15 protein-coding genes are annotated in these 16,449 nt (G+C 37.3%); 7 read left to right on the top strand and 8 right to left on the bottom strand.

Annotated elements, in window-relative coordinates; translation table 11 throughout:
- Positions 1 to 5: 5 nt before the first annotated feature.
- From EXIGUO8A_RS01235 to EXIGUO8A_RS01265, 7 genes are read left to right on the top strand one after another with little or no spacing between them, the layout of a single operon-like run.
- Entirely contained in the window at positions 6 to 779 is a 774-nt protein-coding gene (locus EXIGUO8A_RS01235; protein ID WP_159301637.1) for an SDR family NAD(P)-dependent oxidoreductase, read from the top strand.
- Between the two features lie 10 nt (positions 780 to 789).
- The gene (locus EXIGUO8A_RS01240) at positions 790 to 1,647 is read left to right on the top strand and encodes a fumarylacetoacetate hydrolase family protein (RefSeq protein WP_159301638.1); all 858 of its coding nucleotides are present in this window, start codon (positions 790 to 792) and stop codon (positions 1,645 to 1,647) included.
- The gene (locus tag EXIGUO8A_RS01245; protein WP_159301639.1) at positions 1,644 to 2,474 is read left to right on the top strand and encodes an amidohydrolase family protein; all 831 of its coding nucleotides are present in this window, start codon (positions 1,644 to 1,646) and stop codon (positions 2,472 to 2,474) included. The genes EXIGUO8A_RS01240 and EXIGUO8A_RS01245 overlap by 4 nt, the downstream gene beginning before the upstream one ends.
- Positions 2,475 to 2,503: 29 nt before the next feature.
- Positions 2,504 to 3,283 carry an L-fucose dehydrogenase gene (locus tag EXIGUO8A_RS01250; protein WP_159301640.1) on the top strand — a complete coding sequence of 260 codons (780 nt, stop codon included), beginning with the start codon at positions 2,504 to 2,506 and terminating at the stop codon, positions 3,281 to 3,283.
- Positions 3,284 to 3,329: 46 nt separating this feature from the next.
- Positions 3,330 to 4,637, top strand: a complete 1,308-nt coding sequence (gene fucP / locus EXIGUO8A_RS01255; RefSeq protein WP_159301641.1) for an L-fucose:H+ symporter permease — start codon at positions 3,330 to 3,332, stop codon at positions 4,635 to 4,637.
- 1 nt (position 4,638) lies between these two features.
- Complete coding sequence (locus EXIGUO8A_RS01260; RefSeq protein ID WP_116769651.1) at positions 4,639 to 4,974, top strand: L-rhamnose mutarotase; 336 nt, start codon at positions 4,639 to 4,641, stop codon at positions 4,972 to 4,974.
- The gene (locus EXIGUO8A_RS01265) at positions 4,971 to 6,137 is read left to right on the top strand and encodes an alpha-hydroxy acid oxidase (protein WP_159301642.1); all 1,167 of its coding nucleotides are present in this window, start codon (positions 4,971 to 4,973) and stop codon (positions 6,135 to 6,137) included. Before EXIGUO8A_RS01260 ends, EXIGUO8A_RS01265 begins: the two co-directional genes overlap by 4 nt.
- Before the next feature lie 84 nt (positions 6,138 to 6,221).
- On the opposite strand, the gene EXIGUO8A_RS01270 is transcribed toward EXIGUO8A_RS01265, so the two are convergent.
- The 8 genes from EXIGUO8A_RS01270 to EXIGUO8A_RS01305 all read right to left on the bottom strand — a co-directional run bounded on the left by EXIGUO8A_RS01270 (position 6,222) and on the right by EXIGUO8A_RS01305 (position 16,440).
- Positions 6,222 to 7,415 carry a DUF4861 domain-containing protein gene (locus EXIGUO8A_RS01270; protein ID WP_159301643.1) on the bottom strand — a complete coding sequence of 398 codons (1,194 nt, stop codon included), beginning with the start codon at positions 7,413 to 7,415 and terminating at the stop codon, positions 6,222 to 6,224.
- 4 nt (positions 7,416 to 7,419) lie between these two features.
- On the bottom strand, positions 7,420 to 8,214 hold the full coding sequence (locus tag EXIGUO8A_RS01275) for a gluconate 5-dehydrogenase (RefSeq protein WP_159301644.1): 795 nt from the start codon (positions 8,212 to 8,214) through the stop codon (positions 7,420 to 7,422).
- 4 nt (positions 8,215 to 8,218) lie between these two features.
- Positions 8,219 to 9,058 (bottom strand): 5-dehydro-4-deoxy-D-glucuronate isomerase, encoded by an 840-nt coding sequence (gene kduI, locus EXIGUO8A_RS01280; RefSeq protein ID WP_159301645.1) that lies wholly within the window; start codon positions 9,056 to 9,058, stop codon positions 8,219 to 8,221.
- 15 nt (positions 9,059 to 9,073) lie between these two features.
- Positions 9,074 to 9,823: a DUF6250 domain-containing protein gene (locus tag EXIGUO8A_RS01285; protein ID WP_159301646.1), complete on the bottom strand. Its 750-nt coding sequence runs from the start codon at positions 9,821 to 9,823 to the stop codon at positions 9,074 to 9,076.
- A gap of 133 nt (positions 9,824 to 9,956) precedes the next feature.
- Positions 9,957 to 11,804 (bottom strand): arylsulfatase, encoded by a 1,848-nt coding sequence (locus EXIGUO8A_RS01290; RefSeq protein ID WP_159301647.1) that lies wholly within the window; start codon positions 11,802 to 11,804, stop codon positions 9,957 to 9,959.
- Positions 11,805 to 11,858: 54 nt separating this feature from the next.
- The gene (locus tag EXIGUO8A_RS01295) at positions 11,859 to 13,271 is read right to left on the bottom strand and encodes a hypothetical protein (RefSeq protein ID WP_159301648.1); all 1,413 of its coding nucleotides are present in this window, start codon (positions 13,269 to 13,271) and stop codon (positions 11,859 to 11,861) included.
- A gap of 40 nt (positions 13,272 to 13,311) precedes the next feature.
- Positions 13,312 to 14,847: a glycosyl hydrolase family 28 protein gene (locus tag EXIGUO8A_RS01300; protein ID WP_159301649.1), complete on the bottom strand. Its 1,536-nt coding sequence runs from the start codon at positions 14,845 to 14,847 to the stop codon at positions 13,312 to 13,314.
- A 153-nt stretch (positions 14,848 to 15,000) separates the two neighbouring features.
- Positions 15,001 to 16,440, bottom strand: a complete 1,440-nt coding sequence (locus tag EXIGUO8A_RS01305) for a sulfatase (RefSeq protein WP_201304094.1) — start codon at positions 16,438 to 16,440, stop codon at positions 15,001 to 15,003.
- Positions 16,441 to 16,449 lie beyond the last annotated feature (9 nt).

Consider the following 16,449-nt stretch of genomic DNA (forward strand, 5'->3'; position numbering starts at 1 on the left):
AAAACATGAAGTTTAACCTTAAAGGTAAAAACGTAATTATAACCGGTGGTGGTAGCGGTATTGGTCAAGCTATCTCAACCACATTTGCTGCACAAGGTGCCAATGTTCATATTTTAGAATTGAACATAGAACATGCAGAGAGCACGGTAAATCTTATCAAAGAACAAGGCGGAGTTGCTACAGCATACAATTGTAATGTTGTAGACCAAAAACAGGTTATTAGTGTTCTGGATGAAATCACCGCTAAAAAGGACATTCATATACTCATTAATAATGCCGGCATTGCCCACATAGGTAATATTGAAAAGACTGCCGTAGATGATTTGGACCGTGTTTATAATGTCAATGTTAAAGGTCCTTATAACTGCATGTATGCGCTTATTCCCAAGATGAAAAAAAATGGTGGTGTCATAATTAATATGGCATCGATAGCTTCAAACGTAGGTATAAATGATCGTTTTGCATATTCAATGAGTAAGGGTGCTATTCTTACCATGACGTATTCCATTGCCAAAGATTATATTAAAGATGGTATACGTTGCAATTGTATTTCACCGGCTAGAATTCATACTCCTTTTGTTGACGGATTTATAAAAGCAAATTACCCGGGACAGGAAGAAGAAATGTTCAAAAATCTGTCTGCCACACAACCAATTGGCAGAATGGGCAAACCTCAAGAAGTTGCTGACCTAGCTCTTTACCTTTGTTCAGACGAAGCTTCTTTTATTACTGGAACGGATTTCCCTATTGACGGGGGATTCATAAAACTTAACGGATAAAATAAAAAAAATGAAACTAATACGATTTGGATCACCCGAAAATGAGAAACCAGGAGTAATTCATGAAAATGGCGATTGGATAGATACTTCAGGTTTTGGTGAAGATTATGATGAGCTTTTTTTTGAGAACGACGGTTTAGCCCGACTTACATCTTGGGTTGATGAAAAAGCTAATGATTTACCTAAAATAGATAAGAATACAAGATTAGGACCTCCTATAAAAAAGCCTTCTAAAATTGTTTGTGTTGGATTAAACTATGCAAAACATGCAGCGGAGAGTGGTATGCAAGTACCTACAGAGCCTGTTCTGTTCTTTAAAGCGACTTCTGCTATCGTAGGACCCAATGATGATGTCATCATCCCAAAAAACAGTAAAAAGACCGATTGGGAAGTTGAGTTGGCTGTTATAATAGGTAAAAAAGCTAGCTATGTTGAAGAAGCCGATGCGATGGACTATGTTGCTGGCTATACCCTACATAACGATTATAGTGAAAGGGAGTTTCAATTAGAAAAACAGGGGCAATGGGTAAAAGGTAAAAGTTGCGACACTTTTGCTCCTATAGGTCCATTTTTAGCGACCAAAGAAGAAGTTAGCAACCCGCATGACCTAGACCTATGGTTAAAGGTAAATGGTGAACTTTTACAGAATAGTAATACCGAAGATTTGGTATTCAACATACCGGAACTAGTAAGTTACATTAGTCAATATATGACGCTGTTACCAGGTGATATTATCTCTACAGGAACACCATTTGGAGTAGGTTTAGGGTTTAATCCTCCTAGATATTTAAACCCTGGCGATGTGGTTGAATTGGGTATTGAAAAATTAGGTAGTTCTAAACAAGTTGCCAAGGCATACACAAAATGATCATTGACAGCCATCAACATTTTTGGAAGTACGATCCGGTTAGAGATAGCTGGATCGATAGCACTATGAAAATCATACAACGTGATTTTTTACCTGGTGATTTAAAACCAATACTTACTGAAAACAATGTTGATGGTTGTATTGCCGTACAAGCCTATCAGTCTGAAAATGAGACTACCTTCTTATTAGACTTGGCTGCAAAAAACAATTTTATAAAAGGTGTAGTTGGCTGGGTAGACTTATGTGATAGTAATGTGCAAAAACGCTTGGAACAATTTGCCCAAAACAAGCTTTTTAAAGGTGTACGCCATATTCTACAAACAGAAAAAGAAGATTTTATTTTAGACCGAGCATTTACAAACGGAATTCAAAAATTAGCTCCGTTAAATCTAACGTATGATCTTTTGGTTTTACCGAATCAATTAGAAAATACTACGATACTAGTGTCTAAATTTTCAAATCAAAAGTTCGTTTTAGATCATATTGCCAAACCACCTATTAAATCCGGAGGAATTAAAAATTGGAAATTGGGAATTGAAAAACTTGCCAAATGTCCCAATGTATATTGTAAACTTTCCGGATTAGTAACAGAAGCTGATTGGAGCTCTTGGAAACAAGAGGATCTTACGCCGTATATAGATATCGTTTTTGAGGCTTTTGGCACAGACCGTATTCTATTTGGATCAGACTGGCCTGTTTGTTTATTGGCTGGTAGCTATGCTAAAACAAAGAAAATAGTTACATCTTATATCAAGCAATTATCCGATACGGAACAAGCAAAAGTAATGGGGTTGAATGCTATGGATTTTTACGGAGTAAGCGCTTAATTTATTAACAACATTAAAACATACCAACGATGGATTTAAAACTGAAAAATAAAATTATAATAGTATCTGGAGGTTCATCTGGAATTGGTAGAGGTATAAGTATCAGTCTGGCAAAAGAAGGTGCAATACCTTATATTCTAGGTAGAAATAAAGCGAATATCGTCTCTGTAATTTCTGAAATAGAAAAAGAAGGCGGACAAGCAGGTTACGCTTTTGCCGAACTAACGGACCCACAAAAATGCAAAGAGGCTGTTGACAGTTGTATAGCACGCTTTGGAAGAATTGACGGCTTGGTAAATAATGCCGGTGTAAACGATTCTGTAGGTTTGGAAGATGGAAACCATGATGATTTTATGCGTTCTATTTCTAGAAACCTCACGCATTACTACATGATGGCGCATTATGCGCTTCCTGAACTCAAAAAAAATAAAGGTGCCATTGTAAATATCGGTTCCAAAACATCGGTTACCGGTCAAGGTGGAACTTCTGGCTATGCTGCTGCCAATGGTGGCAGAAATGCACTTACCAGAGAGTGGGCGGTTGAACTACTACCCTATTCTATTCGTGTTAATGCAGTTATTGTAGCGGAGTGCTATACACCATTATATGACCGTTGGATAAAATCATTCCCAAACCCAGAGGAACGACTTGATAAAATTACCAAAAACATTCCTTTAGAAAATAGAATGACCACTGCAGAAGAAATTGCCGATATGGTCGCTTTCTTATTTTCTGAAAAATCTAGCCACACTACCGGTCAGCTCATATTCGTAGACGGCGGTTATAGTCATTTAGATCGTGCATTATAGCACAATTACGACTTCTTAAATCAACTAACAACAAAACTCACCACCAATGTCAAAGACCGATAAAACACCTATAGTCTCAAGAAAAACCTTGTTACCTTTTATTTTAATTACTTCTTTATTTGCGCTTTGGGGCTTTGCCAATGCGGTTACCGACCCTATGGTACAAGCCTTTAAAAAAGTATTGGAACTCTCCAATTCTCAAGCGGCATGGGTACAAATGGCCTTTTATGGCGGTTATTTTTGTATGGCATTACCGGCTGCTTTGTTCGTTAGAAAATATTCTTATAAGGTAGGTGTGCTAATTGGCTTGGCACTGTACGCAGTGGGGGCGTTATTATTTTACCCGGCAGCTATCACTGAGCAATTTTGGTTCTTTTGCCTAGGGCTTTATATCTTAACCTTCGGACTCGCTTTTTTAGAAACTACTGCCAATCCGTATATACTGGCAATGGGCGACCCTAAAACGGCCACGCAACGATTGAATTTGGCACAAGCCTTTAATCCTATCGGTCTGTTATTAGGACTTTTGGTTGCGCAGCAGTTTGTTCTTAAAAATTTACAATCAGATGATATTGAAAATTACAGTGCTTTATCCGAAGCGAAAAAATCACTGATCAGAACATCAGACTTAATGGTGATCAGAGATCCCTATGTTGTTCTAGGATTGGTTATTTTGGCTATTTTGGTATTGATCGCCGTTAGCAAAATGCCGCAATCTAAAGCTGATGGGACTGTACCTAGCTTAAGCCATACCTTTAATTCGTTGAAAAAAAACAGAAAATATGTTTTTGGTGTGGTATCACAAATATTCTATGTTGGTGCGCAAATCATGTGCTGGACATATATTTACCAATACGCAGAGGCTATTGGTATGGATAGTGAAACTGCTGCCAATTATCAAATTGTAGCCTTCATATTGTTTCTGGTCGGTAGGGTTATTGGAACGTATCTTTTAAGATTTATATCTTCTGGAAAGCTTTTGTTATTGTACGCCTGTGCCGCCATTATCGCCTCTTTAGGCACCATGTTCTTAATAGGACCAATAGGACTTTATTGCCTTGTTGCGCTGTCATTATGTATGTCTGTAATGTTCCCGACTATTTATGGTATTGCATTGGAGAATTTGGAAGAAGAAGAATCTAAAATTGGTGCAGCAGGTCTGGTTATGGCCATTGTTGGTGGCGCCTTAATGCCCGGACTACAAGGAAAAATTATTGATATAGGCGGATTTGGAGTGAGTGACACGCAAATATTAGGGTTATCTGAAGTCAACTTTTCCTTTATATTACCATTGATCTGTTTTGTAGTCATTGCTTTTTATGGTCTAATGACCAATAAACATTACGAGAATTAACATGGAAAACCAAAAACATTGTTTTGCCTTAGATTTAAAGAACGATAAGGCACTGATCAACGAATATATAGAGCATCATAAAAATGTGTGGCCAGAAATTATTGAAAGTATAAAAGGTTCTCACATAGAAAATTTAGATATTTATCTCGTAGAAAACCGGCTTTTTATGATTATGGAAACCAACCCATTATTCTCTTTTGACAAAAAGCAACAAGCTGATGAAAACAATGCCAAGGTGCAGGAATGGGAAACCTTAATGTGGAAATATCAACAAGCTATACCAAACTCAAAACCAGGAGAAAAATGGCGATTAATGAACAAAATATTTGAATTATGAGTAAAGCCAAAATTGCCATCAACAACAATTACCCTTCAGTTACCGATTTAAGAAATAAGGCCAAGAAAAAAATTCCAAAATTCGCTTTCGAATATTTGGATGGTGGCTGTAACGAAGATGTTAACCTTATAAAAAATACCAGTGATATTAGAAAGGTGGAACTGTCTCCCAGCTATTTAAGTAAGCATACCGGTTCTGATATGAAAACCGAGCTTTTTGGGCATACGTACGACGCCCCTTTTGGTATAGCTCCCGTTGGTCTACAAGGGTTAATGTGGCCCAATGCTCCAGAAATATTGGCAAAAGCGGCATTTGAACACAAAGTTCCTTTTATTTTAAGTACGGTATCTACAAGTAGTATTGAAAGAATAGCTGAAATTACAGAGGGGCAAGCTTGGTTTCAATTATATCACCCTACCGAAAATAGGTTACGTGACGATATGATACAAAGAGCTGCACAAGCAGAGTGCCCTGTTCTGGTTATTTTATCCGACGTTCCCACATTTGGATTTAGACCAAGGGATATTAGAAACGGATTGGCCATGCCGCCAAAAATGAGTGTTAAGAATATTCTTCAAATTTTAGGAAAGCCAGAATGGGCAATGAAAACCTTAATTCATGGTCAACCGAACTTTGAAACCCTAAAACCATACATGCCCAAAAACCTAGATTTAAAACAACTAGGAAAGTTCATGGACCAGACCTTTACTGGTAGATTGAACGAGGAGAAAATAAAACCTATTCGCGATATGTGGAAAGGAAAATTGGTGCTAAAAGGTGTTGCTTCTGAAATGGATGCAGAGAAAGCAATTCGTTTAGGTGTGGATGGCATTATTGTCTCTAATCATGGCGGAAGACAGTTAGATGCCGGTGAGTCTACCATCAGACCGTTAACGCGCATTGCCGAAAAGTATGGCGACCAAATAAAAGTAATGATGGACAGTGGTTTACGCTCTGGTCCTGATATTGCTAGAACAATGGCTTCTGGAGCAGAATTCACCTTCTTAGGACGTTCTTTTATGTATGGAGTGGCTGCATTGGGAAATACTGGTGGAAATCATACTATATCATTATTGAAAACTGAACTACAACAGGTTATGGAGCAAGTATGCTGTGAGAACACGACGGACTTCCCTAATCATCTCATCAAGAAAATTTATTAAAAAACGGATGATTATTTTACGTTGATAAGCACTAATACTTATTCTGTAAAATTATCATCCGCAAAATTTACTCTTCTATTTTTACTACTTCACTTTAACTTCTAAAGGAGCATTTACTTTTTTAGAGAATTGTTTCAAGTAGTTGTTCCACTCTTCTTTGGTGCTGAATTGTTTGCTTTTTTTCCAGCCAAACCCTGTATAATAAACAGCTTCACCATTTGCTACCTTTACCTGTGCATACAAATTACTTAGATCCTTGGCATCGGTAACATATTCATCATACCCTAACATAGCATTCGAAGGCACTACAATTCCTGTTCCCAATTCAGAACCAAAATAAGGCTCCCAATAACTGACCCAACCATGTTCTACCTCGGTAGATATTTCACCATCTTTCTCATGCAGTGTAAGACCAACGGATATTGTTTCTGAGCCTTCCACCTCAACCCTATATTTAGATAGGTTGCTTCCTCGATCCAGTGAAATAAATTTCTTTTCAGTTATAGTTTTATCTCCTGCTTTCCAAGGTGCATAGCTAATCCAAAAACTGGTTCTTAACGGTCCGGTTTCAATGGTTTTGTAATCGGTAAAATTTCTAGAAAATTGATATGCGGTATCTACTTTAACAGCAATTCCACCTACTCCTCTACTGGTACCTACATGAAAATTATCGAGCCCTTCGCCATCATCTTCATGATATGATCCATCTGTTTCCAATTCCTTCTTATACCATTTATTTATAATAGGGTAATCCACTCTTTTTAACCATGCATCCATTCCGCTTGAAAGTGTACCTCCAGGAATACTATCCTCTATCATTTTTTGTGCTACAGGACCATATGTTCTAAATGCAACCCTATCATTTTCCCAAGCATAATCATCTGTACGCTCTGGTACAAATCTTGAATAACACGTTGGTATTTCTTCAGATGGAGCTTCGGCATCCTTTAATGTTATTGTAAAGGTTTTACTTGAATTCGCTCCTATTTCTGGCTGAAATAAAAGTACATCATGTGTACCATCTCCATCAATATCACTTAATTGTGATAACAGTTCTTTAGTACTACCAGCTTCACTAATCTTGTACGATTTTCCAGATATCAACTTTAAAGATTCGTTAGACTGCAATAGCGCCAAATCAATTTCAACGGTCTCTAAAGAACGGTCAATATCCAAACTATTGATAACTTCTATTTCTAACGATGTATTACCCGAACACCCTGCTAAGAACAAGGTAACAATTGCCGCACAATACTTTAAATGAATCTGGTTTATCATACTATTATTTTTCATTACTTGGTTTACCAATGGTTGCTAAAATTCCACCATCAACATACAAAATATGTCCATTCACGAAATCACTTGCCTTAGACGATAAAAATACCGCCGCACCTGCCAAATCATCTGGGTCGCCCCATTTTGCCGCCGGTGTTCTGTTCACAATAAATTCATTAAAAGGGTGCCCCTCTACTCGTATGGGTGCGGTTTGACTTGTGGCAAAATAACCCGGACCAATACCATTGACCTGTATATTGTGTTTAGCCCATTCAGTGGCCATATTCTGTGTCAACATCTTTAATCCACCTTTTGCAGCGGCATAGGCACCCACGGTATTTCTACCTAATTCACTCATCATAGAGCAAATGTTGATGATCTTTCCCTGTTTTCTTGAAATCATGGTTTTTACCACATGTTTTGATACAATAAACGGACTCACTAAATCTACATTGACCACTTCTTTAAAGTCTTCCACTTCCATATCTTCCAATGGCGTTCTTTTAATAATGCCCGCATTATTAACAAGAATATCTATTGCGCCTACTTTAGCTTGTATATCGTTTAAGGCTTTTATAACTGCTTCTTCATCTGTAACATTGAATTTGAAACCGTATGCATCAATGCCCAAGGACTTGTAAAATGCTACGGCATCGTCAATTTTAGCTTGTGATGAATTTCCATTCACAATTAACTTTGCCCCAGCAAGACCTAATCCTTTTGCCATTGCCATACCTAAACCATGGGTACTGCCAGTTACAAGAGCAACTTTTCCTTTTAAATTAAATAGTTCCGTAGACATAATTTTATTTTAATTCTGTTATTGCAGCAACATCCATATCACTGTAGTCTAAATTTTCACCTGCCATACCCCATATAAAAGTGTAGTTCGACGTTCCTGATCCACAGTGAATAGACCATGGTGGTGAAATTACCGCTTGGTGATTGTGCATCCATATATGTCTGGTTTCCTGTGGTTGCCCCATAAAATGACACACTGCCTGCCCTTCTGGTACATCTAAATAAAAATAAACTTCCATTCTACGATCGTGAACGTGTGCCGGCATGGTGTTCCAAACACTTCCGGTTTTCAACTTGGTCATTCCCATCTGTAATTGACATGTAGTAACTACCCCGCCAATGATCATTTGGCTTACCGTTCTATGATTTGCTGTCTCCAAAGAACCCAACTCTAATTTATTAGCTTCTTCTAAGCTTACTTTTTTCGTTGGATAATTGGTATGTGCCGGTGCCGAATTGATATAGAATTTAGCCGGATTTTTAGTGTCGTCACTTTTAAAAACGACTTCTTTTGCTCCCATACCAATATACAAAGCATCTTTATGTCCTAAGCTATACGTGGTACCATCTACCTCAACTGCACCCGATTCTCCTACATTAATAATACCCATTTCTCTTCTCTCCAAGAAAAACTCAGCCTTTAAAGGATCAATGGTTTCCAGTTTTAAATTAGATTGAGGCACAGCAGAACCAGCTATATAGCGATCGTAATGCGTGTAAGTTAAATTGATTTCGCCCTCTTTCATAAGGTCGTCAATTAAAAACTCATCTCTTAAAGCTGTGGTGTCGTATTTTTTAACTGCCTCTGGACTAGAAGCATATCTCGTATTATAGGTTGTAGACATTTAATTATATTTTAATTATTGTTTTAATCTGTACACTTTAAAATTATCTATTGTCATGTGATTTTTTACCGTTCTAAACCCGAAATGACCTTTCGTGTATGGGTCGGCATCGTAAAAATCGATCATTTTTACTCCGTTTCTGTAATATTGAATCACATTATCAAAGGCAATGATTCTAATATGATAGGTTGTATTCGGTTCCAGTAAAAACTCAGATTTGGTAAAATCATGTTCTTCCAACAGTGGGCGTTCTCCATTACCTACATATCTTCTAAATCTCGTTTTACTATTATCATGCCCACCTACACCCATATAATACAGACGCAGACCATCATAGTTTGTAAACTTGCCATGTCTGCCTGTTGAATTTTTGAACAAATCATTTGGATGTTCCATATCCGTAGCCATCCAAAAACAGTTCATATCAGAAACCCGGTCATTTTCACCTCCGTCAGATATAATATAAGTATCGTATTCTATCATTATGGGTCCGGATAGTTCTTTTTTAAACCAAATCGTACAGCCTGAAACATCATCAATTTCAAGCTTATTATTTCTGATTTCAGAAATACCGCCTGGCATTTGCTCAACTTTCCATGAGCTTAAATCATCATTAAAATCATCTTGATAGAGCAAAGTTGATTTTACACTTAAGGTATCATTTAATGAGACTACTTTCGATGTTTGGGCACAACCGTAATTGAACAAAAGGGACAATAACACTATTGATACCCCATTAAAATATTTATTGTTCCGTAAACTCATGTAACTCTTATAATTTGGTTTAGCGATATAATGCAATATGGGAATTTAGCCGCCATATAAATATAACTCATCGTTCATAATTGATAAATTATGAATCACGATAAATTTAACCCCTTATAACCAGTGTATTAACCTAATCTATTTTCTCTAGGCTCACAAAATATGCTCCCAACGTTTCTTCGTTCTCTAAAGTGAACCAGGTTTGTAAATCGGCTTCCCCCTCGGTTAAATCCACCTTAAATTCAGCATATTCTTTTGTAGGATCCACCTCAATTTCACTGTCCGTACCCTGTACTTTTAATCTTGCTTTCTTGATGGGCAAAGATTTTCCGGGTTTACTGGCAGAAACACTGGTTCCTTCTTTTGCAGGTCTAATAGCTGCTTTAGCGTTTAAAGCTAAATGCGTTTCTTCGGGCCATCTACGTAATTTTACAGCATAGGTACCTGGTTGGTCTACATGTATTGCCCAATACCCATTATCCATATAACCTGTTCTAATATGTCTTTGGTGCCACGGACTATCGCCTTGCGTATGCCAGTCATGACAATATAATTTCGTTGGATTTTCATTTTCATTACCCACATAAATTCTTGGTAAATCATCATACCTAGGTAGCAAATCTTGCCACCACTGATTATAAGCTTTCTTAAACTCCGCCATTTTCTCAGGATGTTTTGAGGCTATATTTTTACGTTGTTCTGGATCTGTTTCCAAATTATATAACTCGGTACTATCTACCAATCGCCATTTACCTTGCATTAAAGAAGTTCTTCGCCATGGTTCTGGGTTTTCGGTACGTTGAGAATTAGTAATAACAATTCGCTCTTTAAAATCTTCACTTTCGCCATTGATCAAAGGCAGCAAACTTTTTCCATCAAAAGATATAGCTGTATCTACTTCTAGATCGCACATTTCTACCAAGGTAGGCAATACATCAAAATGTGCCGTTAGCTCATCAATATCTTTACCAACTGTAATTCCACCATTCTTCCAATGAATAAATAAAGGAACTCGGTGTCCGCCTTCATACTTACTTGCCTTCACACCACGCATACCTGCATTATATCCTTTTTTAATAAAACCATCCAATCGATGCCCTTCCGTTCTTGCTCCTTGAGCCGTACCGTTATCTGTGGTAAAGATCAGAATGGTATTGTTAATAAGTTCTGAGGTTTCCAAATAGTCTACAAGCTTCCCTACATTCTCATCTATATTTGCGATCATGCCATAAAAAGCAGGTAAGGGAATATCTTCATTATCCATATAGGGTTCTATATATTTATCAGCTACAAAGTATGGAGAATGTGCCGTATTTGTAGGCAGATAGCAAAAGAACGGTTTGTCCTTATTTTTTTCAATATACTTAATGGCTTTATTGAACCAGATATCGGTACTATAACCTTCAAATCTTTTTAGCTCACCGTTATGCACATACATATCATCAAAATAGTCATTATCCCAATAATCCATGGTTTGCTCCATACCGCCACCACCGTGAGAAAGCACCTCATCAAAGCCATTATCTTGTGGTCTAAACGGATAGTTATCGCCTAAATGCCATTTTCCGAATATTGAGGTGGTATAGCCGTTTTCCTTAAATATTTCAGCCATAGTTGTTTCACGTTCCAACAATAAAGATCTACCGTTTATGGTATGCCATACCCCTGTTCTATTTGCATTATGACCCGTTAGCAATGCTGCCCTTGTTGGCGCACAGGTGGGGTTTACATGATAATCTGTAAACCGGGCACTTGTTGCATGTAGCTTATCTATGTTAGGCGTTTTTATATACGGATTACCCAATGCCGCTATATCTCCATACCCTTGATCATCTACCAATATTAAAATAACATTCGGCTTTGCTTCTTTCTCTGTTGTGATTTCCTTCTTTTCTTCACATGAAAAAAATAATATTGTTATGGATCCGATAAAAAATGTAAATATTCTATTCGAACGCTTAAGTATTGATTGTAAAAACATAGATTAATAAGTGTTTCTATTCTTTAATTTATTTTTCGGATGGATAAACCAATTTTAATGCATCGCTTTATAAAACAGATGATTATTTTGACCGTCATCGCTAACTTTTCCGGCTGATAAACCCGTAGTATTACTGCTATTTTCATCTAAAAAAACCGGATACTCCGTTAAATTGTTCAGCTTAATATGAGAAGCGGAATAGTTTTCATCACGCTTCAATAGACCAATAGTTCTATTATCTCCACCTACTTGAATTTTTAAATTTTGATCAGGATTTGGCACAGCGCTTCTAAGAGTAATTTTATGATCGCTTCCTATAATTATAGCGGCATGACCACTACCGTTATATGATTTACCTTCATAAGGTAGCAACGTAATATCTGCATTTGTACCGCTATCGGTGACATAATCTACCCCAAGAGCTGGTCCATATTGGGTATCTGCATAACTATCTACAATATCGCCAGTACCGATACAAAATCCTCTTTCACAACCAATAGTAGTCGTCCCCGATACATATTTTTTACCCGTGGCATGGGTCAATGTTACCCCTGCTCTCATGTTCTTTACCGTGCAATTGATGATGGTAGGGTTAGATGTTCCGCGATTATAGACTACGCCGTCAATAATAGTTTCACCACCATTATAGGCTCTTATGCCACCCTCGCCCAAACTCATCATATAGCCTGCTGGTAATTTGTACCCAAAATACGTCATAAACCCTGCTTTGTCACCGTCTGAACCCGTGCCGGTTTCAGCTAGCATATCATCAGTAGATCGCATAGTACCTTCTATATAACAGCCTTCTATTAAAGGCTCATCTGCAGCTTGCATAAACATTGCATGACCATATGACCTATGAATAATTGTACAGTTTTTTGCATGATTTTTATAACCACGAATTAAAAAGGCGGAGTGTTTAAAATGATTTATCACATTATTACCTCCCTTACCAAATGTTTCTCCATATCCGTAAGGGTAAGATCCTTTGGTACTTAAATGTAACCCTTCAATTCTATTGCCTGCCCCATCCATAACAACATTACAAGCTCTTCTTGTGGGGTGATCATGTACCGAACCTACATCTATCAAAGTCAAATTTTTGATAACATTGTTATTACCAACTACCTGAAGTTCATAAAACTCATTATATTCTTTAAACGCTGTCAACACCTCTGTTTCTACATTGACAGTGACACCGGTAAAATCATATACGCTATTGTTACCGCTAAACAACAACAACACCAAAGCTTCATGATCATCGATTGTAGTGTGAGATTTAAATGTACCGTTTTTAATATTGTTGACCGTAATGGTGTATGTTCCTTCTTTTAAAACCACATTCACATTGTCCTGCCCTAAATAAGGTACTAATTCCGCTAAAGTCTCCACCTTTGTTTGTGCATAAATTGCCATACTGAAAAGCAGTAAAAGGATAAATGCAAAATATTTTAATTTATGAGTCATACTAGTTGTTTATTTATAAACCTTCTTGTGAATGCTAATTTTATTCAACCTCAACATCCTTGACAAAATCATTTATAATGATATTGTCAGTTGTTACTTTTTTACCATCGATCATTACATTGTCAAATATTACCTGTTCAACAATATGTTCATTATCGAACCCAATAAGCTCTATACTCGCATGGTCTTTAATGATATACGGCTTCCAATCGGGTCCGTCTTGAAAACCGGTTAGAGTGGTGTCAATTGGAGCTGAAGTTGCTGTGATATTTTTAAAAGTTACATTTTTAATGTGACCGCGTTCTTCGGTTTCCGTCCATCTTGTTTTTCCTATCCAACAAGATATTAATCTACGGCCTTCCTCTATTCTAATATTATCAAAAGTGATGTCACTTATTACAGCATCATCACAATGATACACCCGTAAAGCTGTTTCTCTGCCAACATCGTGAATTACGTCACAATTTTCAAAAAGTACATTACTGATATTCTCATGAACCTCTGCGCCTATACTAAAAGAGTGAGCCAATTCGTTCCAGACCACACATTTTCGTGTGTGAATATTGTTGACCTCGCCGTATCCACCAAAAGACTTTATTACAACGGCATCATCAAACGTTCTCATAAAACAATTTTCAACCAAAACATCCCTACTGCTAGTAATATCTACACCATCTGCATTACCTCGCCAACCAATAATTTTTATATTATCTACATGTACATCGTCACTACTTTGAATAGGAATTGTCCAATGGCTAGGATCAAAAATGGTTACACCCTCAATTTTTACTTTTTCGGCTTTATGCGCCAAAATGGTGTAACGTCTTACTTTTTTGGGAATTTTGCTTTGATCGATAATTCCGCGTCCTCTAATGCTTACATTTTTACCTTCTAGAATAAATGTTGGTTTTTTTCTTAAATGCCCTCTAATTTCTATTTCTTCCTCTTTAGTTGGCAGAACACAATAAACATATGCTCCTCCTTCAATATAAACGGTCTGCCCATCTTTAACCGTTATCTGGGATACATGGTGCACCCCAGGACCAAAATAAATAACATTTGGGTCGTTAACATCAGGAATATTTTCTTCGAAAGGGTTAGCCAAAATGTGCAAAGATTCATGCCACTCGCCATTAATTTCAACCGTTACATGACCTGGTTCATTCATTTCAAAAACTATAGTACTACCCTTAAAAGTTGGCTCAATTCCATATGAAGTAGGCAAAATTTTAACCGTTTCTACTTTTTCATAGTAAGTAACGGAAACCGTAACACTTTCATTCATATCAAAAGAAGCTACCGATGCTTGACCATATTGACCTTGAATTGGGTTTAATCTTGGCACTGGTTTAGATGGAGGTATTTTTGTTCTGTAAACTGGGACTTCTTTACCCTCAACGTATACATTATAAGATTCAGCTAAAACTATACCCTTGGGAGCATCATACACTTTAAATTGCTGCGCCAGTAATTCGGGACCGGAAAAAATTATAGCAAAAAATACCAGCCCCTTATATACATTGGAGAGCACTTCTAATTTTTGACACAAAGCGTTTAAAGTTACTTTATCTAGCATTTTGTTGATTCATTTAGTCTCATACACCAATATCAATTCTTTAATAGTAAAAGCGTATAAATTAATGCTCCATGTATATAAATTAGATTGCAAAAGGGCTATGCATACCTAATAAGTGACCGTTAAGGATTAGAATCGTTAAAAATTTCAAGATCATTCTGAAAATGTAAAAGCTTTAGCCCCCATTTTAACCATTATCTTTCTTCTAAGTTCTTCCACTAGTTTTGGATTATCGTTTGCAATATTCACTTGTTCTGCCAATGTATTTTTATGGTCGTACAATTCAACCACTCCGCTTTTATGTTGCGTAAACCGATACCCTTCTGTTCTAATTGTAGTTGCGTGCGATTTAAAAGCTACAGCTTCATGCCCCTCGGCATTTACATTATCTATCAAGGTTTGCAAAGAAGTGCCTTCTGCAAATTTTGGTGTGGACAAGCCAGTTAAATCGCAAAGTGTTGGAAACACGTCGACCGATTCTACTATGGCATCGCTCATTTTTCCTTTTTCTACCATCGCCGGATCGTAAATAATCAATGGTGATTTCAGCGATTCTTCGAACAGGCTATGCTTGCCCCAAATAGCGTGTTCTCCTAAATGCCAGCCGTGATCTCCCCATAATACTACAATGGTATTTTTATCTGCCCCGGTTTCCTTTAGTTTTTGCATAATATCACCTACATGCTTATCTGCATAGCTTACACATGCCGCGTAATACTTTTTAAGTTCTAGTGCGAAGTCTTTATCCTTTCGTGGGTCTTTATTCCACCTATTATAATTCATGAATTCTCCGGAGCCGTGCCAAGTCGTTTTTCCCTTAGGTTTTTCTGAATGTAATGCTGGCGGAATTTCTACATTCTCATAGAGATCCAAATACTTTTTAGGAACTCCAAATGGCAAATGAGGTTTGATAAGCCCTATCGCCAAAAAGAATGGTTGATCAGCTTTTGCCAACTGATCTAATTGTCGAAGACCTTCTTCGGCAATGTGACCATCAGGATAACTTTTATCATTACCGTCTACAGTTTCTATAACATCTCTGGAATTGGGCGTACGTACTTTACCGTATGCCAAGCCGTGCATTGCTCCCTTTGGGTTTTGCCATTCTGCTACGGGCATGATATGTTTGTCCCAAGCGTTTGGCATTTCTGGAATATTATTGTCATCCCAATTCTCACCACCTCTACCACCAGGGTGATGCGATACTTTTCCCACAGAAACTGTGGTGTAGCCATTATGTCGAAACCATTCTGGCATACTAGGTGTTATACTCGCATTTTTATCATTAAAGCTTTCCGATCTTTTAAATAAAGACTGATTGTATTCACCCCTATACTCCAATCCGTATTGTCCGGTTAAAAAGGCATAACGTGATGGGCCGCAACTAGGAGAGTTTACATAATGTCTGGTAAATGCACGCCCCATTCTCGCTAAACTATCTATGTTGGGCGAATGGATATAGTCGGCTCCAAATGAATTTAATTCTGGTCTTAGGTCATCTATACAAATTATAAGCACATTCTTTTGTTGCGCCATGAGAAATTGACCACCAAAAAGTAGCAAAACAAAAACCACTGTTATTATATTTTTCATAATCGTTTT

Origin of the sequence: Maribacter litoralis (genome assembly GCF_902506355.1) — a bacterium.
GTDB classification, from domain to species: Bacteria; Bacteroidota; Bacteroidia; order Flavobacteriales; family Flavobacteriaceae; genus Maribacter; species Maribacter litoralis.